At 64.4% G+C, this 15,213-nt stretch carries 14 protein-coding genes and 1 pseudogene; all 15 read right to left on the reverse strand.

Annotated elements, in window-relative coordinates; genetic code table 11:
* Nucleotides 1–17: 17 nt before the first annotated feature.
* Nucleotides 18–1,151 carry an FAD-dependent oxidoreductase gene (locus ACPEE0_RS01395; protein ID WP_009356731.1) on the reverse strand — a complete coding sequence of 378 codons (1,134 nt, stop codon included), beginning with the start codon at nucleotides 1,149–1,151 and terminating at the stop codon, nucleotides 18–20.
* 62 nt (nucleotides 1,152–1,213) lie between these two features.
* Complete coding sequence (locus ACPEE0_RS01400) at nucleotides 1,214–2,620, reverse strand: NAD(P)/FAD-dependent oxidoreductase (RefSeq protein ID WP_407710101.1); 1,407 nt, start codon at nucleotides 2,618–2,620, stop codon at nucleotides 1,214–1,216.
* 13 nt (nucleotides 2,621–2,633) lie between these two features.
* Nucleotides 2,634–3,368: an SDR family NAD(P)-dependent oxidoreductase gene (locus ACPEE0_RS01405; RefSeq protein WP_407710100.1), complete on the reverse strand. Its 735-nt coding sequence runs from the start codon at nucleotides 3,366–3,368 to the stop codon at nucleotides 2,634–2,636.
* A 60-nt stretch (nucleotides 3,369–3,428) separates the two neighbouring features.
* A complete protein-coding gene (locus tag ACPEE0_RS01410; RefSeq protein ID WP_009356734.1) occupies nucleotides 3,429–4,535 on the reverse strand; it encodes an alanine racemase in 1,107 nt (368 codons plus the stop codon).
* 50 nt (nucleotides 4,536–4,585) lie between these two features.
* The gene (locus ACPEE0_RS01415) at nucleotides 4,586–4,987 is read right to left on the reverse strand and encodes a RidA family protein (protein WP_424573784.1); all 402 of its coding nucleotides are present in this window, start codon (nucleotides 4,985–4,987) and stop codon (nucleotides 4,586–4,588) included.
* A 59-nt stretch (nucleotides 4,988–5,046) separates the two neighbouring features.
* Nucleotides 5,047–5,736, reverse strand: coding sequence for a haloacid dehalogenase type II (locus ACPEE0_RS01420; protein ID WP_009356736.1), 690 nt, complete (start codon nucleotides 5,734–5,736; stop codon nucleotides 5,047–5,049).
* Between the two features lie 466 nt (nucleotides 5,737–6,202).
* Nucleotides 6,203–8,356, reverse strand: a pseudogene (locus ACPEE0_RS01425) (glycogen debranching N-terminal domain-containing protein).
* A 69-nt stretch (nucleotides 8,357–8,425) separates the two neighbouring features.
* Complete coding sequence (locus tag ACPEE0_RS01430) at nucleotides 8,426–8,734, reverse strand: hypothetical protein (protein ID WP_009356739.1); 309 nt, start codon at nucleotides 8,732–8,734, stop codon at nucleotides 8,426–8,428.
* A gap of 121 nt (nucleotides 8,735–8,855) precedes the next feature.
* On the reverse strand, nucleotides 8,856–9,422 hold the full coding sequence (locus ACPEE0_RS01435) for a GntR family transcriptional regulator (protein ID WP_424573785.1): 567 nt from the start codon (nucleotides 9,420–9,422) through the stop codon (nucleotides 8,856–8,858).
* A 165-nt stretch (nucleotides 9,423–9,587) separates the two neighbouring features.
* On the reverse strand, nucleotides 9,588–11,042 hold the full coding sequence (locus tag ACPEE0_RS01440; RefSeq protein ID WP_354175643.1) for an NAD-dependent succinate-semialdehyde dehydrogenase: 1,455 nt from the start codon (nucleotides 11,040–11,042) through the stop codon (nucleotides 9,588–9,590).
* 26 nt (nucleotides 11,043–11,068) lie between these two features.
* Nucleotides 11,069–12,322, reverse strand: a complete 1,254-nt coding sequence (locus ACPEE0_RS01445) for an aspartate aminotransferase family protein (RefSeq protein ID WP_009356741.1) — start codon at nucleotides 12,320–12,322, stop codon at nucleotides 11,069–11,071.
* 80 nt (nucleotides 12,323–12,402) lie between these two features.
* On the reverse strand, nucleotides 12,403–12,855 hold the full coding sequence (locus ACPEE0_RS01450; protein ID WP_424573786.1) for an FAD-dependent oxidoreductase: 453 nt from the start codon (nucleotides 12,853–12,855) through the stop codon (nucleotides 12,403–12,405).
* A gap of 42 nt (nucleotides 12,856–12,897) precedes the next feature.
* The gene (locus ACPEE0_RS01455; RefSeq protein ID WP_424573787.1) at nucleotides 12,898–13,377 is read right to left on the reverse strand and encodes an FAD-dependent oxidoreductase; all 480 of its coding nucleotides are present in this window, start codon (nucleotides 13,375–13,377) and stop codon (nucleotides 12,898–12,900) included.
* Nucleotides 13,378–13,532: 155 nt separating this feature from the next.
* Nucleotides 13,533–14,300: an amino acid ABC transporter ATP-binding protein gene (locus ACPEE0_RS01460; protein ID WP_009356743.1), complete on the reverse strand. Its 768-nt coding sequence runs from the start codon at nucleotides 14,298–14,300 to the stop codon at nucleotides 13,533–13,535.
* Nucleotides 14,297–15,193 carry an amino acid ABC transporter permease gene (locus ACPEE0_RS01465; protein WP_009356744.1) on the reverse strand — a complete coding sequence of 299 codons (897 nt, stop codon included), beginning with the start codon at nucleotides 15,191–15,193 and terminating at the stop codon, nucleotides 14,297–14,299. The genes ACPEE0_RS01460 and ACPEE0_RS01465 overlap by 4 nt, the downstream gene beginning before the upstream one ends.
* Nucleotides 15,194–15,213: the final 20 nt, after the last annotated feature.

Here is a 15,213-nt window from a genome sequence, read left to right on the forward strand (position 1 = left end):
AGTTGCAGTATGGGTGGTCAGGTGGTTTTGAAGCGTTCCGGGCGCAGGAAGTCCAGCCCGCTGAAGTGCTGTTTGCCGAGTGCTTCATGGGCTGCAATGTGGCCGAAGCCGGTGGCATTCTTGAAGCCGCCGCCGGAGAAACCGGTGGCGATATAGATCCTGCTGCCCTCGTTGAGTGGGCCGAGGAGTGGGTGTCCGTCAGCGGTGAAGAGTTCGGGAAAGGCGTCAGCCCGGATGATGCTGGGGTTAAGGCCGGGAAGGAATCCGGTCACAGTTTCCGTGGTCTCTTGGATTTCCGCGGCCGTCAGATCCCTGGGCACGGCGTCCGGGTCAGGGGTGGGCCTGCCGCCGCCGTCCAGGGTCGCTTTCACCGTAACGCCGTCCACGGCCGGCGCCCCGTACATGGCGCGGTCCTGGTGGACGCGGCTGAAGACAGGGAACCGGGCGGGCGAAAAGCGGGCACTGTCCTTAGCAACGAACCAGGTCAGGATAAGCCGTTTGGTCTGTGTCTGGGCCTTGAGGTAATCAGGCATGAAGTGCCGGGACCAGCCGCCCGAAGTGATGATCACATTCTCGAACGTCCAGGATCTGCCGGCCGAGGTGATGAGTACACCCTCCGGCGTTTCCTCGATACCTTCAATGGGCGTATTGGTGTGGACCGTTGCGCCGTTGTCCTGTGCGGCGGAGACAGCCGCCGTCACCGCACGGTCGGTGCGCAACACGCCTGCGTTGGGATCAAAGATGGCGACGTCATCATGGTGGAGGTTGTGCTGGGGGTAGCGTTCGGCCATGTTCTGGCGGGTAAGGACGCTGTGTTCTGCCCCCGTAACCCGGGTGGTTTCCAGGACCGAGGTGATGTAAGGGCCATCGGCGGCGCCGATCGACAGGCCTCCGCAGCGGGTGAGGATGTCCTGGCCGGTTTCGGCCTCGAGCTCTGCCCACAATGCGCGTGAGCGCTTCATGATGGGGTAGAGGCCCGGGTCGCCGCGGAAAATCATGCGGAACAGGCGGGTGTCACCGCCCACGGCACTGCGTCCGTGGCCAGGGGAGGCGGTTTCGAAACCGACGACGGAACCGGAGATGCGTGAAGCCTGCCAGAGGGCCATGCTGCCGATGCTGCCGAGGCCAATGACCGCAAGCTTTCCATCCATGTTCAGTGCCTTCCTTTCTTTGCCGGATACGGCATGACGGCGGGAAAATTGGACGTTGTGCACTATTCGTGAAGTCCGGCCAGCCGGCTGCCGAACCTGGCCAGGAGGGAAGTGTTGCTCGAGTCCATACGTTCTTCCCACTGGTCGGCGAGTCCGAACAGCCGGTACATGCCGTGGACACCCAGCCAGCGGAGTGGCTCCGGTTCCCATTTCCGGGAGCGGTAGCCTACCCACGGGAGCGTGGTCCGTTGGGTGTCCTGTTCGAATGCCAGCTCGGCGAGGGTCCTGCCACCCACGTAGGCGGCTGTGACGCCGTGACCCGCGTAGCCGGTGGAAGATCCTATTCCAGTGGCCGGGTCCCAGTGCACGCCGCCGTTCCAGTCACGGGTGACCCCCAGGACCCCTGACCAGGCATGGTCGACTTCGAAGTGGATTCCGGGGAAGAACGTGGCGAGCTTTTCGGAAATCAGGTTGATCGTGGACTGGGCTGTTGCCCCGCGGCCACCGGTGCCGGACGCATAGCGGTAGGGACGGCCGCGTCCGCCGATGGCGATCCGGCCGTCGGCGGTGCGTTGGGAGTAGATGAAGGTGTGGGCCGAGTCGTTCAGGCACTGCAGTCCGTTCCAGCCGATCTGCCGCCACGCCTCCGCGGACAGGGGCTTGGTCACGATCATTGAGGAGTTGATGGGGATCAGGGTCCGGTGGCCAAGCAGCGGGCCCGAGTAGCCTTCGGTGCAGATGAACGCCTTGCCGGAAGTCACCCGGCCGTTGGCCAGGACGAGCACTCCGGCGTCCACCCTCTCCACGCGGCTGTGTTCGTAGATGTCCACACCCATCGCCGTGAGCCTGTCAGCGAGACCATAAACAAGCTTTGCCGGCTGGATTCGTGCGCATTGCTTGTAGAAGAGGCCGCCGTGGACGGTGGAAATGTTGATGTTGTCCTGGAACTCGTTCCGGTTGAGGAACTGGACCTCGTCTTCGGTCAGCCCGTATTTCAGGTCCGTGTCGCGTCTGCTGCGCAGCCGGCCGAGCCCCGCTTTGGTGTGGGCCGCCACGAGCGCGCCGCCCTTGTGCTGGTCGGCGTTGATGCCTTCAGCCTTGAGTATTTCCAGGACGGCATCGACGCCGGTGATGAACTCCTGCTGCAACGCCCGGCTGGCGTCCATCCCGCCGCCGGAAGCACGGGCAAAAGTGGCGCGGTTTCCGGGGATCATTGCCGACAGCCAGCCGCCGTTCCGCCCGGACGCGCCGTAGCCCACTTGTTCTGCCTCGAAAACCGCGACGGAGAGGGACGGCTCGAGCTTCTTGGCGAAATACGCAGCCCACAGGCCCGTGTATCCGCCGCCGATGATAGCCAGGTCTACTGAAAGCTGTCCCGAAAAACGCGGGTACGCTGGCTTCTCATCGGCGAGCCCGGCCAACCAAAAGCCAAGGTCGCCATTTTTTGGTGTTGCCGCCAGGGTTTGCATTGGTTGTCCCTCTCTAAAAGGCGGTGTATCCGCCGTCGACAGGGAGCGTTGCTCCCGTGATGTAGGAAGATTCCTTGGACGCAAGGAAAAGAACGGCGTCGGCGATTTCTTCGGGAGTCGCGAGGCGTTTGAGGGGGATCTGGCCCTCCCGCTCCCGGCGGTAGGCCTCCGGGTCGGGTCGCCGCTGGAACGATGCCTCGATCACGGGTGTCACGGTGAGGCCCGGTGCGACGACGTTGACCCGGATATTGCGTTCGGCCCATTCGATCGCGGCGCCCTTGGCAAGCATGATGACGCCTCCCTTGGCGGCGGAGTACAGAACTTCATCGGGTTTGCCGACCATGCCCAGCCGGGAACTGACCAGGACGAATGAACCCCCGGATGCAGGCATGAGCTGGGCGAAGTGTTTCATCACCAGGAAGGTGCTGAGGAGGTTGCTGTGGAGCACGTTCCTGGCATCCTCGTACGCCATCCCGGTGAGAGGACCGCTGACCTGCAGGCCGTGGTTGAGGACGACGACGTCGACCGTGCCGAAGGACTCGGCGGCCTGACTGGCGAGGCTTTCCACAAACGCCTCGTCGTTGAGGTCCCCGGCAACATACAGGTCATCGGGCTGGGCGCTGTCGAGGTGCTCCCTGCGGCCGGTGAGCAGCAGCCGTGCGCCTTCCCGCCGGAAGTGGGAGGCAATGGCCTCTCCGATTCCGCTGCTGGCACCGGTGACCAGGGCGGTGGTCTTATCAAGTCTCATGTCGGACACTCCATCGTGGATAAAAATGCTGGTGGTGGTGGGGAGCTGCTGTAGATGGGGTCAGTTGAGGTGCCCGCGGGCGTCTACTGCCCAGCGTTCCAGGGACGCACCCGAACTGTCGGTGACGACGTACTCCTCAAAATTGACCACCACCGGGCATACATGGTTGGGGATGACGGGCAGCACGGCGCCAACCGCAGGGCGGAACCCGCCCCCCGGAAGGGGGAGGAACCCGTGGTATTCATTGAGTTTGGACAGGGCGGCAGCGGTGCCGGCAATCCGGCCGTAGCCGATCTCGGGGCTGCCTTCCCGGCCCAAGGCTTTGGTGCCAATATCGAGGATGACCTGGCCGGGAACCCAGTCGCTGACCACCGTCCCGGCGACGAACAACGCGATCTGGTCCTCCGTGCAGGCGCCCAGGCGCGCGTTGTTCAGGTCGTTGAACACGTACTCTCCGGGCCGGATTTCGGTGATCACGCTGCTGGTGGCGAATTCCACCGTGGGCGTGGAGCCGGCGCTGACCACTTCCGGCCTGATCCCGTGCGAGCCCAGGCTGCGCACCGCGGTGGTGAGCGCGGCTTCCTGGTCTTCCGCGGCACGCTTGCGGGCTTCCGGACCGGCGCTGCCGTGGCCCGGATAGGTGAAGACGCCTGCCGGAACCAGTCCGCGCTTGCGGGCAGCGAGGGCGAGGTCGCCCGCGGCCTCCGGAGGAGCCCCGGACCGGCGAGCGCCGCAGTCGACCTCTATCACCACCTGCAACTGCTCAGGTTCTGTGCCCATCGCGTCGGCGAGGGCGTTGATCGCGGCGACATTGTCGACGCCGATCCGCAGCCTGGTGCCTGCGGCCAGGCTGCGGATCCGCTTCCCCTTCGTTCCCGAAGGCCAGAGCGGGTAGGCGATGAAGATGTCGTCGAAGCCGGCAGCGGCGAAGACCTCGGCCTCACCTACGTTGCCTGCGGTGATTCCCACTGCCCCTGCTTTCACCTGGCGCCGGCCGATTTCCACGCATTTGTGGGTCTTGACGTGCGGTCTGACTGCAAGGTTCTGCTGGGTTGCGAACCGCTGCATGCGGTCGATGTTGTCCTGCATCACGTCGGCCAGCACGATCGGGGCCGGGGTATCAATGCGGCCGGCCAGGGCGTCGACTGCTCGTTGAATGCGGTTCACGTGTGCTCCTTACAAGGCGGTACAGACCATCTGGATTTCCACGGGGGTGTTCAGCGGCAACCCGGCCACGCCAATCGCGGTCCGGGCGTGCCGTCCGTTTTCCCCAGCACCTCGATCAGCAATTCACTGGCGGCGTTGGCCACCTTTGATTGCAGACCGAAGTCCGGTGTGCTGGCCACGAAGACCAGCATTTGCACGATCCGGACCCGGTCCAGATCTCCCATCGCCTGCACGGCAGCGGCGAGGCAGTTCAGCGCGCAATGACGCGCAAGCTCCTGCGCCGTCTCCAGCCCGACCTCCCGGCCGACAACGCCCTGCCCCAGCAGGACCCCGTCCCTGTAGGGCAGTTGGCCGGAGATATGGATGCTGGAGTCCACCGCCCGGTGATCCATGTAGTAGGCGTTACCAGCGAGGACCGGAAGCTCCAGGCCGAGGGCTTCGAGCCGGTCCATAGCCGAGGTGCCCTCGACGGTTTGAGGTAGTGGCAGGCTCATCCGTACCCACGGTCCCTTTACGAGGCGGCCGGGCGCGGCAGGCCAAAGAGGACGGGGAGGTCGGCGATGTCGGTGATCCGCTCGTAGCCGAGCCAGTGCTCGTCGTGCTCGAAGCCGCGGTCCATGTACACCTTGTTCTTGATGCCCATGATGGCTGCAGGCCGGTGGTCGTACATCGGGCTCGCGGAGACGTGCACGATCTCGTCCGGCGTCACGCCAAGCTTGTCGAACATGTACTCAAATGCACCGAGCCGCGGCTTGTACATACCCATCTGTTCGGCGCTGATGATGGTGTCGAAGGGGGCCTTCAGGTTCGCGGCGAGCCGAGCCGCATCCGCGGTGTCGCTGTTCGTGATGATGACCAACGGGACTTCTGCAGCCAGGCGGTTGAGTGCCTCGGTGACACCCGGGTAAGGGCCCCACGTGGGGACAGTCTCGTAGACAGCCCGGGCATCGGCTTCACGGTACTCGATGCCCACCCTGCGCGAGGCGCGTTCCATGGAGTTCGCAACGATCTGGCGGAACGGCTTGTAGTCGCCCATGCACTCGTCAATCCGGTAGGCCTTGCAGGCCTGCAGGTAATCCTCGGCGACTTCGGCTGGCAGACGGTCTCCCAAGACGTCACGCAGCGCGTCGTTGATAGCGAATTTGATCAGCGTTCCGTTCATGTCGAAGGTCACGAACTTTGGTTTGGTTGTGAATACCACGGGGTCCTCCTGTGACTGGTTACGGCAACGTCGATTGTCGACGACCTCTGTCGATTGTCGACGATACTCGCTTTGATTGTGGATTGTCAACGATTCTTGCTTGGATTCGGCATTAATTCCGATTGAGCTCTATCGTAGATTGTTGACAATTGGTAGTCTTTTCCCTGTCAGGAAGCTTGTCCCGCCCCCTAGGCGTGGACTTCCCCAAGGAGCATGGAATGAAGAAACGCCGCTTTGATACTCCTGCTTTCGAGCTGGATGAAACGTCCCGCACGGGCCACCACTGCCCTAAGACCGGTTGGTGGGCCGCCGCGGGAGATCCGTCAGCGGCACGCTTCATCACGAAGGGGGAAGTGATGCCTGCCTCATGCGGCGAGCCTGTGCTGTGGATGCTGGGGAAGACTGCCGGCAGCCGCAGCCTGCCCTCTGTTGCTGTCCTTGCTCCGAGCCACTAGGCACAGCTTCGTCACTTTTCCTTGCGCAGCCCGGCCTCGGCCAGGAGTTCGGTCAGCCATGGCCGGTGGCCACGATGGAACGCCATCCCCTCCGGGAGTCCATGCACCGTGGGCACGCAATTGGCGATGTCGATGGTGACGCGCCCTCCTGCCATGGGTGCGTTGCTGATGTGCAAATCGCCGTAGGATTCCGGCAGTTCGGGGTCCATCCAGAACCCTCCGCGGGACACGTGGGCGTCGTACCTCATCAGGCTCGTGACCAGCTGGATGGGCGACGTTGCGGCCCAGGCCTGGGCGAGCAGGCGGTTGGATAGGGCACGGGCTCGCTGTACTGTTCCCGGTTGAACCCGCAGAACAACTCGGGCAGGCGCCCTCCGGAGTGTTCGGCTGCTTCGAAGAGGGCGGTGGAGATGCGCTGTGCCTCTGCAACGAATCCGTAGCGCATCAGGCCTGCCGCGATCACGGCATTGTCGTGCGGCCACACAGAGCCGTTGTGGTAGCTGGCAGGGTTGTAGGCGCCCATGTCCGTGGCGAGGGTACGGACGCCCCAGCCGCTGAACATTTCAGGGGACATCAGCCGTTCGGCAACCAAGGGAGCCTTGTCCTCATCCACGATGCCCACCCAGAGGCAATGCCCCATGTTGGAAGCGCACGCGTCCACCTGCTGTTTCCTCCCGTCCAGCGCGATGGCGTAGTACCCCTTGTCCGGCATCCAGAACTTCTCGTTGAACCGCGCCTTCAGCTCGGCCGCACGGTCCGCGAGTTCGGCCGCCAGCCCTGTGTCCCCGGTGTCGTGGGCGATCCAGGCGCGGGCCATGTAGGCGTCATAGACGTAGGCCTGGACCTCGCAGAGCGCGATGGGCGGCTCCGCGAGGGTGCCGTCGGCAAAGTTGACGCCGTCCAGGAATCCTTCCAGCCCTGGTTGACGAGACCTTGGTCATTGAGGCGCTGGTACTCCACAAAGCCGTCGCCGTCCCTGTCGCCGTAGTCCCGGATCCATTCCAGGGCGCGGTCGGCGTGCGGGAGCAGTGCGGCAATGGTGTCCCTGGCGAACCCCCAGCGGCTGACCGAGCCCAGGATCACCACGAACAGGGGGAGTGGCGTCCACGCTGCCGTAGTAAACGGATTTGCCTCCCAGGGCCAGAGAACTGGAGACGTCGAGCCGCACCTCGTGCAGGATCTTCCCTGGTTCCTCCTCGCTGACGGGATCCACCACCCTGCCTTGCCGGTCGGCCAGTGTCTGCAGCGTGCCCAGGGCAAGGGAAGGGTCCACGGGCATGGCCATCTCCGAGGCCCACAGGGAGTCCCGCCCGAACAGCGTCATGAACCACGGCGCGCCGGCCGCCACCACAATCCTGTCGGGGTGGGCGGGATCCTCAATGCGGAGGGCGCCAAGATCGTCATAACTGCGGCGGAGGGTCCGTTCGATGGACCTGTTGCCCATGTGCAGCTTGGGTATTTTTGCCACCCATTCCTGCCGGCGGCGGTCGCTGCGCGACAGTTCGCCTTCAGCCGGCCGGACAACCGGTGCCGCGGGGGCTTCGGAGCCGGGCACCACGGTTAGGACGGTGTTCCATTCGCCGCGCGGCGGGATAGTGGCCACGCATGTCAGTTCCTCGCCGGCCGCTGACCAGGGGGTAGCGGACGTTACGACGACGGACTTCCGGACTTCCTGCCAGCGGCCGCTGATGCTCAGGGTCTTTCCGTCGAACTCGCGGGTCTCGTCCCATACCCGGGGGGGTTCGGGCTTCCTTGACTTCAAAGACATCCGCGAAATCCGAGCTGATGGTAATCGTGACCGTGCATTCCGCGGGCTTTGTGGAGTGGTTGTGCACGGTGACGTGTTCCACGATGCCGATCCCCAGTTCCCGCCTCCGTTCCACGATGAGTGGGCTGTCCGCGTAACCGTCCGACCGGGTAACCCTGCCGGCGAAAATCGCCCTGTATGGCTCTTTCGTCTGGGCTGCCAGCGGTTCCAGGGGCTGCCCGTTGACGGCCAGGTTCCACCTGGACAGGATGCGGGTGTCCTGGAAAAAGAATCCATGCGGGTGTTCCGGGTGGATGTCCCCGTTCGGCAGTGAAATGCAGAAGGACGTGCCTTCCACCAGTGTGACCGTGCCGGCCCCAAGCGGGCCTGCCGCCGTGTCCGCGTTCCATCCAGCCATTGCCCGGCCTCCTCGGGGAACTGCCTGACGGGCAACCGCTCCGGGTTGGGGGCGCTGGCTGGCCGTCCTCTACGTGGTAAGCCCGAGGCTACTCCCGCCGCCCCTTGCAGGCCAGAGCCGCGTGCCGGCGTCGGACGTCATGCCCATGGAGAGGTCGTACTCGTCCTCGATGTGGAAGAGCCGCCGGTCCCCAATACGGTCTATGACCCAGATGGTCCGGCCGTCGGCGGTCCGTTCGTCCACCCTCCCGCTGTAGTGCTCATAGCCCTGCCGGCCCAGGGTTACCAAGTCCCCAGGCTCCAGGGATGACCACGTTGCTTCGCGGACGCTGCGGGCAGCCCGGGTTTCGAAGGCAGGAATGGCCCGGTTGTCTTTCATGTGCACGTGCTCCTTGCTGACCGGCAGCTGGCGCCAGTGCCAGCAGGCGGTCGTGGAAATGGGTGTGGTTGAGTCAGGGCCCAGTTCCGCTGGAACTGGGCCCTTACTGTGAGCGGTGCTGCTAGGCGCTGATCCCGGCTGCTTCAGGATCGGAGGTGAGGTCCTCCACCGCCTTCTCCATGTGGCGTTGAATGGCACGCTGGAGTCCCTGCCGGTCACCTGCTTCCAGGTGGTCGAGGATCTTCTGGTGTTCCTGCACCAGGACGTCGATGCGCGGATACGCCACTTCCAGCCCGAGGATACACATGCGGGATTCGGCCGCGAGCGTCTCATAAATCCGGATCAGGCGGGTGTTGCCGGTGCCGGACACGAACGTGGTGTGGAACTGCATGTCGAGCCGGGCGAGGGCCTGCCAGTCGGAGGCCTTCACCTGCTTGGCCATGTTCTTGATAATGGCCTTGAGTTCCCGGACGGTGGTTGCAATCTGCTCCGGGCCTGAGTCGAGGAGGGTGTGGGCGGCAGCAAGTTCCACCGCCTCGCGGACGGCATAGATTTCCTTTACGTCAGCCGCCGTCAGTTCCAGCACGAAAACCCCGCGGTTGCGCTTGCTGACCAGGATGCCCTCCTGGCAGAGCCGCTGCAGTGCTTCGCGCAGCGGGCCCCGGGAGGTGTTGAGCTGGCTGGCCAAAGCAGATTCGTTGACCTGCTGCCCGGGCCTGAACGCCCCTGGACGATGAGCTCCCGCAACTGGTCGGCGATCAGTTGCGCCGTGGGGCGACCCTCCAGTACGAATGTTGCCTCCGGTGCCGCCATTGACATCCCCTCATTCCATGAATCGGCAGATTGCAGTTTATTAGAACGCTATTGCTGTGTACTTGTACTCGAGGAATTCATCGATTCCCACTTTCCCGCCCTCGCGGCCCAAGCCTGATTGCTTGATGCCACCGAAGGGTGCGGTGGGGTTGGAGACGATGCCGGTGTTGATTCCCACCATTCCGACCTCGAGTTCGGTTGAGAAGCGCGTGGCCTTTTCCAGGCTCTCGGTAAAGACGTAGCCCACCAGGCCCCATTCCGTGTCATTGGCCAGTCGGAGGACCTCGTCCTCGCTGTCAAAGGGAGTGATGGCTGCGACCGGCCCGAAGATCTCCGTGCTCATCAGGGCCGCGTCCCGGGGGACGTCCGTCAGGACCGTCGGTGTGAAGAAGTATCCGGGACCCTCCGGCCGGGTTCCGCCGGTCAGCAGCCGGGCCCCCTTTGCTGTTGCATCGGCGACGAGGCTTTCAACCTTGTCGAGCCCCTTCTGTTCGATCAATGGTCCGACGTCGGTGCCCGCCACGGCACCGTTGCCCACCTGCAATTCTGACATCTTCTTGGCGAACTTCTCGCCGAACTCCTCCACGACGGACCGGTGGACGTAGAAGCGGTTGGCGGCGGTGCAGGCTTCGCCCATGTTCCGCATCTTCGCCTTCATGGCACCATCCACGGCCTTTTCGATATCAGCGTCGGCCAGGACGATGAAGGGTGCGTTGCCGCCCAGTTCCATGGAGGACCGCATGACATTGTCGGCGGCCTGCCGGAGGAGGACCTTGCCCACCTCGGTGGAGCCGGTGAAGCTGATCTTCCGGGCAATGCCACTGTCCGTCCAGGTCCGCACCACACTGGAAGCCGAGGACGTGGTGACCACGTTGAGGACGCCGTCGGGAAGTCCGGCCTCTTTGAAGATGGCCACCAGGGCCAGCGATGTGAGCGGCGTCAGCTCGGCCGGCTTGAAGACCATGGTGCAGCCTGCCGCGATGGCCGGTGCTATCTTCCGGGCGCCCATGGCCAGGGGGAAGTTCCACGGGGTGACCAGCACCGAGGGGCCCACCGGCTCCTTGGTGATCTGGATGCGTGTGGTTCCGTCCACTGACACGGTGCTGTCGCCGCCGATGCGCACAGCTTCTTCCGAGAACCAGCGGAGCATTTCGGCCCCGTAGGCCACCTCGCCCCGGGCTTCGGCCAGCGGCTTCCCCATTTCCGCGGTCATGATGGCGGCGAGCCGTTCGGTGTTGGCGATGACCATTTCGAAGGCGCGGCGGAGGATGTCCGCACGCTGGCGCGGGGTTGACCTGCCCCAGGCCGCCTGGGCACGGCCGGCTGCCTCGATGGCCCGCGCGGCGTCATCGGGCCCGCCGTCGGCCACCTGGGCAATGACTTCGTTGGTGGCGGGGTTTTCCACCGCGAAGGTGTCGCCGTCCGCGGCCTGCTGCCAGGTGCCGTCGATGAACAGGTTGGTGTGAAGGCTGTTGGGATCAAAGGATGTGTTCATGATGATCTTTCAGTGATCAAGGCGGACTAGGAGGTGGCTGTCTTGAGGGCCTGGGTGAACCTGGCCAGGCCGGCCTGGATTTCGTCGCTGGTGACATTGAGGGCCGGGATGAGGCGGATGACGTTGCCGTGCGGGCCGCAGGTCAGGAGGAGGAGTTCTTCCTTGATGGCCGCCTGCTGGACGGCCAGCGCGGTGGCGGGGTCCGGGGTGTTGCCGTCGGCGGTGAACTCGACGCCCTGCATCAGGCCACGGCCGCGGACGTTGCCGATGCCGGAGAACTCGGACTGCAGCTTGTCGAGCCCGGCGCGCAGTTCGTCCCCGCGAAGCAGCGCATTTTCCACCAGGTTCTCGCGCCGGATGACGCCGAGGGTGGCGACGCCGGCCGCGGCTGCCACGGCATTCCCGCCGTACGTCCCGCCTTGGGAACCGGGCCATGCCTTGCCCATCAGTTCCGCGGAGGCGGCAATTGCCGAGATGGGGAATCCGCTCGCGAGGCCCTTGGCCGTGATGACGACGTCCGGCAGGATGCCTGCCCAGTCGTGGCCCCAGAACTTGCCGGTGCGCCCGACGCCGGCCTGGACCTCGTCGAGGATGAGCACGATGCCGTGCCGGTCGGCGCGCTCGCGGAGGCCCTGGAGGAACCCGACGGGCGTGGGGATGTAGCCGCCGTCGCCAAGGACGGGCTCGATGATGAAGGCAGCGGTATCGGCCGGGTGGCTGGCGGTGAGGAGCAGGTGGTCGAGTTCCTTCAGGGCGAACTCCACCGCCGTTGCCTCGTCCCAGCCGTAGCGGTACCAGTGCGGGAAGGGCGCCACGTGCACGCCGCTCATCAGCGGCGAGAATCCGGACCGGAACTTTGATCCGGCCGTGGTCAGGGAGGCTGCGGCAACAGTCCGTCCGTGGAAACCGCCCTGGAAGGATATGATGTTCGGCCGGCCGGTTGCCATGCGGGCCAGCCTGACGGAGGCTTCCACGGCTTCGGATCCGGACGTGGCATAAAAGACGCTGTCCAGCCCCTGGGGCAGGACGCCACCCAGCAGTTCCGTGAGTTCCAGCAGCGGCTGGTGCATCACGGTGGTGTACTGGGCGTGCACAATCTTGCCCACCTGCTCGCGGGCCGCGGCCACGACATCAGGGTGGCAGTGGCCTGTGCTGGTGACGCCGATACCGGTAGTGAAGTCGAGATACTTCTTACCGTCGGTGGCGTGGATCCAGCTGCCGGACGCGTGGTCGACGATGACAGGCGTCGCCTGCTTCAGGATGGGGCTGAGGGTTGCCATGGGTTGGTACTTTCTTGATAACTGTAGATTGTCAACAATAAACGGATGGTGGGTCGGGCCGCAAGTTCTTTCCTGCTGCGCTACTGGGCGAAACGTTCCGGCCGGACGAAGTCCAAGCCATCGAAGGTGCGTTTTCCAAGGGCTTCGTGCGCGGCGATCTCGCCGAAGCCGGTGGCGTTCTTGAAGCCGGCGCCGGAGAATCCGGTGGCGCAGTAAATCCTGCTGCGGTCGGCCAGCCTGCCCAGCAGGGGGTGTCCGTCCATGGTGTAGAGGTCGGGGAACGCGTCGGAGCGGACGATGTTGGGGAACAGGCCGGGGAAGAACTCCGTGACGGTTTCCATGGTCTCGGTGATTTCCGCGGCGGTGAGTTCCCTGGGTACTGAGTCGGCCTGGGTGTGGGCGAGCTGCGGCCGTCCAGCGTGGCTTTGACGGTGACTCCGTCCACCGCGGGTGCGCCGTACATGGAGCGGTTTCCGGAGATGCGGATGAAATGGGGAACTTCTCGGGTGAGAACTGGGCCGCGTCCCGGGCAACGAACCAGGTCAGGTAGTTCCGTCGGGTTTCCGTGGCCGTTTTCAGGTAGTCCGGCATGAGGCGTCGGGACCAGCCCCCGGAGGCGATGATGACGTTCTCGTAGGTCCAGGTCTTTCGCCCGAGGCGATGATAACGCCGTCGGTGGTTTCGGTGATGCTGTCGATGGGGGTGTCGGTATGGATCGTTGCGCCGTTGGCCTGGGCGGCTTCGATGGCGGCCGTGACGGCGCGGTCGGTCCGCAGGGCGCCGGCGTGGGGGTCGTAGACGGCGATGTCGTCCGGGCGGAGGTTGTGCTGGGGATAGCGTGCGGCCATGTCCTCGCGGCTGAGGATGACGTGCTCGGCCCCGTTGGTCCGGGTGGTTTCAAGCAGTGCGGTGAGGTAGGGCCCGTCCTTGGTGCCGATGGACAGCCCGCCGCAGCGGGTGAGGATGTCCTGGCCGGTTTCTGCTTCGAGTTCGGCCCAGAGCTGCCGTGACCGTTCCAGGATGGGGTAGTAGTTGGGGTTGCCGCGGTAGAGCATGCGGAAGAGGCGGGTGTCCCGCCCACGGCGCTGCGGCCGTGGGCGGGTGAGTGTGCTTCAAATCCGACGACGGCGTCGGTCAGTCGGGAGGCCTGCCACAGGGCCATGGATCCGATGCTGCCAAGGCCGATGACGGCGAGTTTTCCGTCCATGGCTTAAAGGACCTTTTCGAGGAAGGATCGGGTACGGGGTTCCTGGGGGTTGGAGAGGACTTCGCGGGCGTCACCGCGTTCGATGATGTAGCCGTCGTCCATGAAGACCAGGGAGTCCGCCACTTCGCGGGCGAAACCCATTTCGTGGGTGACCACCACCATGGTCATGCCCTTCTTGGCGAGGTCCTTCATGACGGCGAGGACTTCGCCCACCTTTTCCGGATCCAGGGCGGAGGTGGGTTCGTCGAAGAGCATGATCTCGGGGTCCATGGCCAGGGACCGGGCGATAGCGACGCGCTGTTGCTGGCCGCCGGAGAGCTGGGCGGGGTAATAGTCCCCGAAGCCGGCCAGGCCGACGCTGGCGAGGAGTTCATGCGCCCGTTTGGCTGACTGCTTCTTGTCGGCGTGCTTGACCAGGACGGGGCCGGACATGACGTTCTCGTGCGCGGTCATGTTCGGGAAGAGGTTGAAGGACTGGAAGACCATGCCAACCCGGGTGCGCTGCTCTGCGAGTTTCTTGGGCGGCAGGGCGTGGTAGGCGGTAGCGGTTTCGTAGTAGCCGAAGTCTTCGCCGTTGACTTTCAGGACTCCGGAGTCGACGGTTTCCAGGCCGTTGATGCAGCGCAGGATGGTGGACTTGCCCGAGCCGGAAGGCCCGATAATGCAGCAGATTTCACCGCTGGCGATCTCGAGGTTGATGTCCTTGAGGACTGTTTTGGGTCCAAAGGACTTACGGATTTTCTGGGCAACGATCGTGCCGTCGTGGCTCATCGGGCCGCACCTTCCGGATCAGTGAGCACGACCGGTTTGGCTTTGCGGGGAAGCCTGGAGGTCGCGCGCGAATATTTCTGTTCGAGCTTGGACTGCGGGTAGCTCAGTAGCAGGGTCATGACCAGGTACCAGAGGCTGGCGACGATCAGCAGCGGGATGGTTTCGTAGGTGCGGGCGTAGATGAGCTGCGCGCTTTGGAGCAGTTCGGCGACACCCAGCACGCTGACGAGGGACGTTCCCTTGAACATGCCGATGACCTGGTTGCCGGTGGCCGGGATGATGGAGGGCATGGCCTGCGGGATGATGACCTTGCGCATCCTGGTGCCGGCGCTCATGCCGAGGGAGTCCGCGGCTTCGATCTGTCCTTTCCCGACAGAGGAGAACCCGCCGCGGATGATCTCGGCCATGTAGGCGGCCTCGTTGAGCGTCAGGCCCACGAGGGCCGCGGTGATCGGGCCCATGATCGCGTTCGTGTCGACGGCCATCCCGATGTCCGTGAACGGGATGCCGATCCTCAGGTCCGGATACAGGGCGGAAATGTTGAACCAGAAAATCAGTTGCACCAGGACCGGGGTGCCCCGGAACAGCGTGATGTAGAGCCCGGCAGCGATGGAAACCGGCTTCACATGCGAGGAACGCATGACCGCCAGGGCCAACCCGAGGAGCGTGCCCAGGGCCATGCTCGCAACCGTGAGGAAGATCGTCAGCATGAGCCCGCGGAGGATCGACTCGGCGAAGAAGTACTTGCCGACGACGTGCCACTTGAAGTTGGGGTTGGTCAGGACGGAGGTGAGGATTCCGATACCGGCGAGGATGCTGAAGATCCATCCGGCGTACTCGGCCCGGGTCCGAAGCCGAAGCCGGGGCTTCAGCGCTGCATCGATGCTGCCCATCGTTGTTTCACTTCCTTTTG

It is taken from the genome of Arthrobacter sp. SD76 (assembly GCF_049726125.1).
Lineage (GTDB): Bacteria > Actinomycetota > Actinomycetes > Actinomycetales > Micrococcaceae > Arthrobacter > Arthrobacter nitrophenolicus.

Excerpts from the sequence above, each read along its gene's own strand:
- ACPEE0_RS01395 (WP_009356731.1), bottom strand. The coding sequence starts at position 1,151 with ATGGATGGAAAGCTTGCGGTCATTGGCCTCGGCAGCATCGGCAGCATG.
- ACPEE0_RS01400 (WP_407710101.1), bottom strand. The coding sequence starts at position 2,620 with ATGCAAACCCTGGCGGCAACACCAAAAAATGGCGACCTTGGCTTTTGG.
- ACPEE0_RS01405 (WP_407710100.1), bottom strand. The coding sequence starts at position 3,368 with ATGAGACTTGATAAGACCACCGCCCTGGTCACCGGTGCCAGCAGCGGA.
- ACPEE0_RS01415 (WP_424573784.1), bottom strand. The coding sequence starts at position 4,987 with ATGGACCGGCTCGAAGCCCTCGGCCTGGAGCTTCCGGTCCTCGCTGGT.
- ACPEE0_RS01430 (WP_009356739.1), bottom strand. The coding sequence starts at position 8,734 with ATGAAAGACAACCGGGCCATTCCTGCCTTCGAAACCCGGGCTGCCCGC.
- ACPEE0_RS01440 (WP_354175643.1), bottom strand. The coding sequence starts at position 11,042 with ATGAACACATCCTTTGATCCCAACAGCCTTCACACCAACCTGTTCATC.
- ACPEE0_RS01445 (WP_009356741.1), bottom strand. The coding sequence starts at position 12,322 with ATGGCAACCCTCAGCCCCATCCTGAAGCAGGCGACGCCTGTCATCGTC.
- ACPEE0_RS01455 (WP_424573787.1), bottom strand. The coding sequence starts at position 13,377 with ATGCTCTACCGCGGCAACCCCAACTACTACCCCATCCTGGAACGGTCA.
- ACPEE0_RS01460 (WP_009356743.1), bottom strand. The coding sequence starts at position 14,300 with ATGAGCCACGACGGCACGATCGTTGCCCAGAAAATCCGTAAGTCCTTT.
- ACPEE0_RS01465 (WP_009356744.1), bottom strand. The coding sequence starts at position 15,193 with ATGGGCAGCATCGATGCAGCGCTGAAGCCCCGGCTTCGGCTTCGGACC.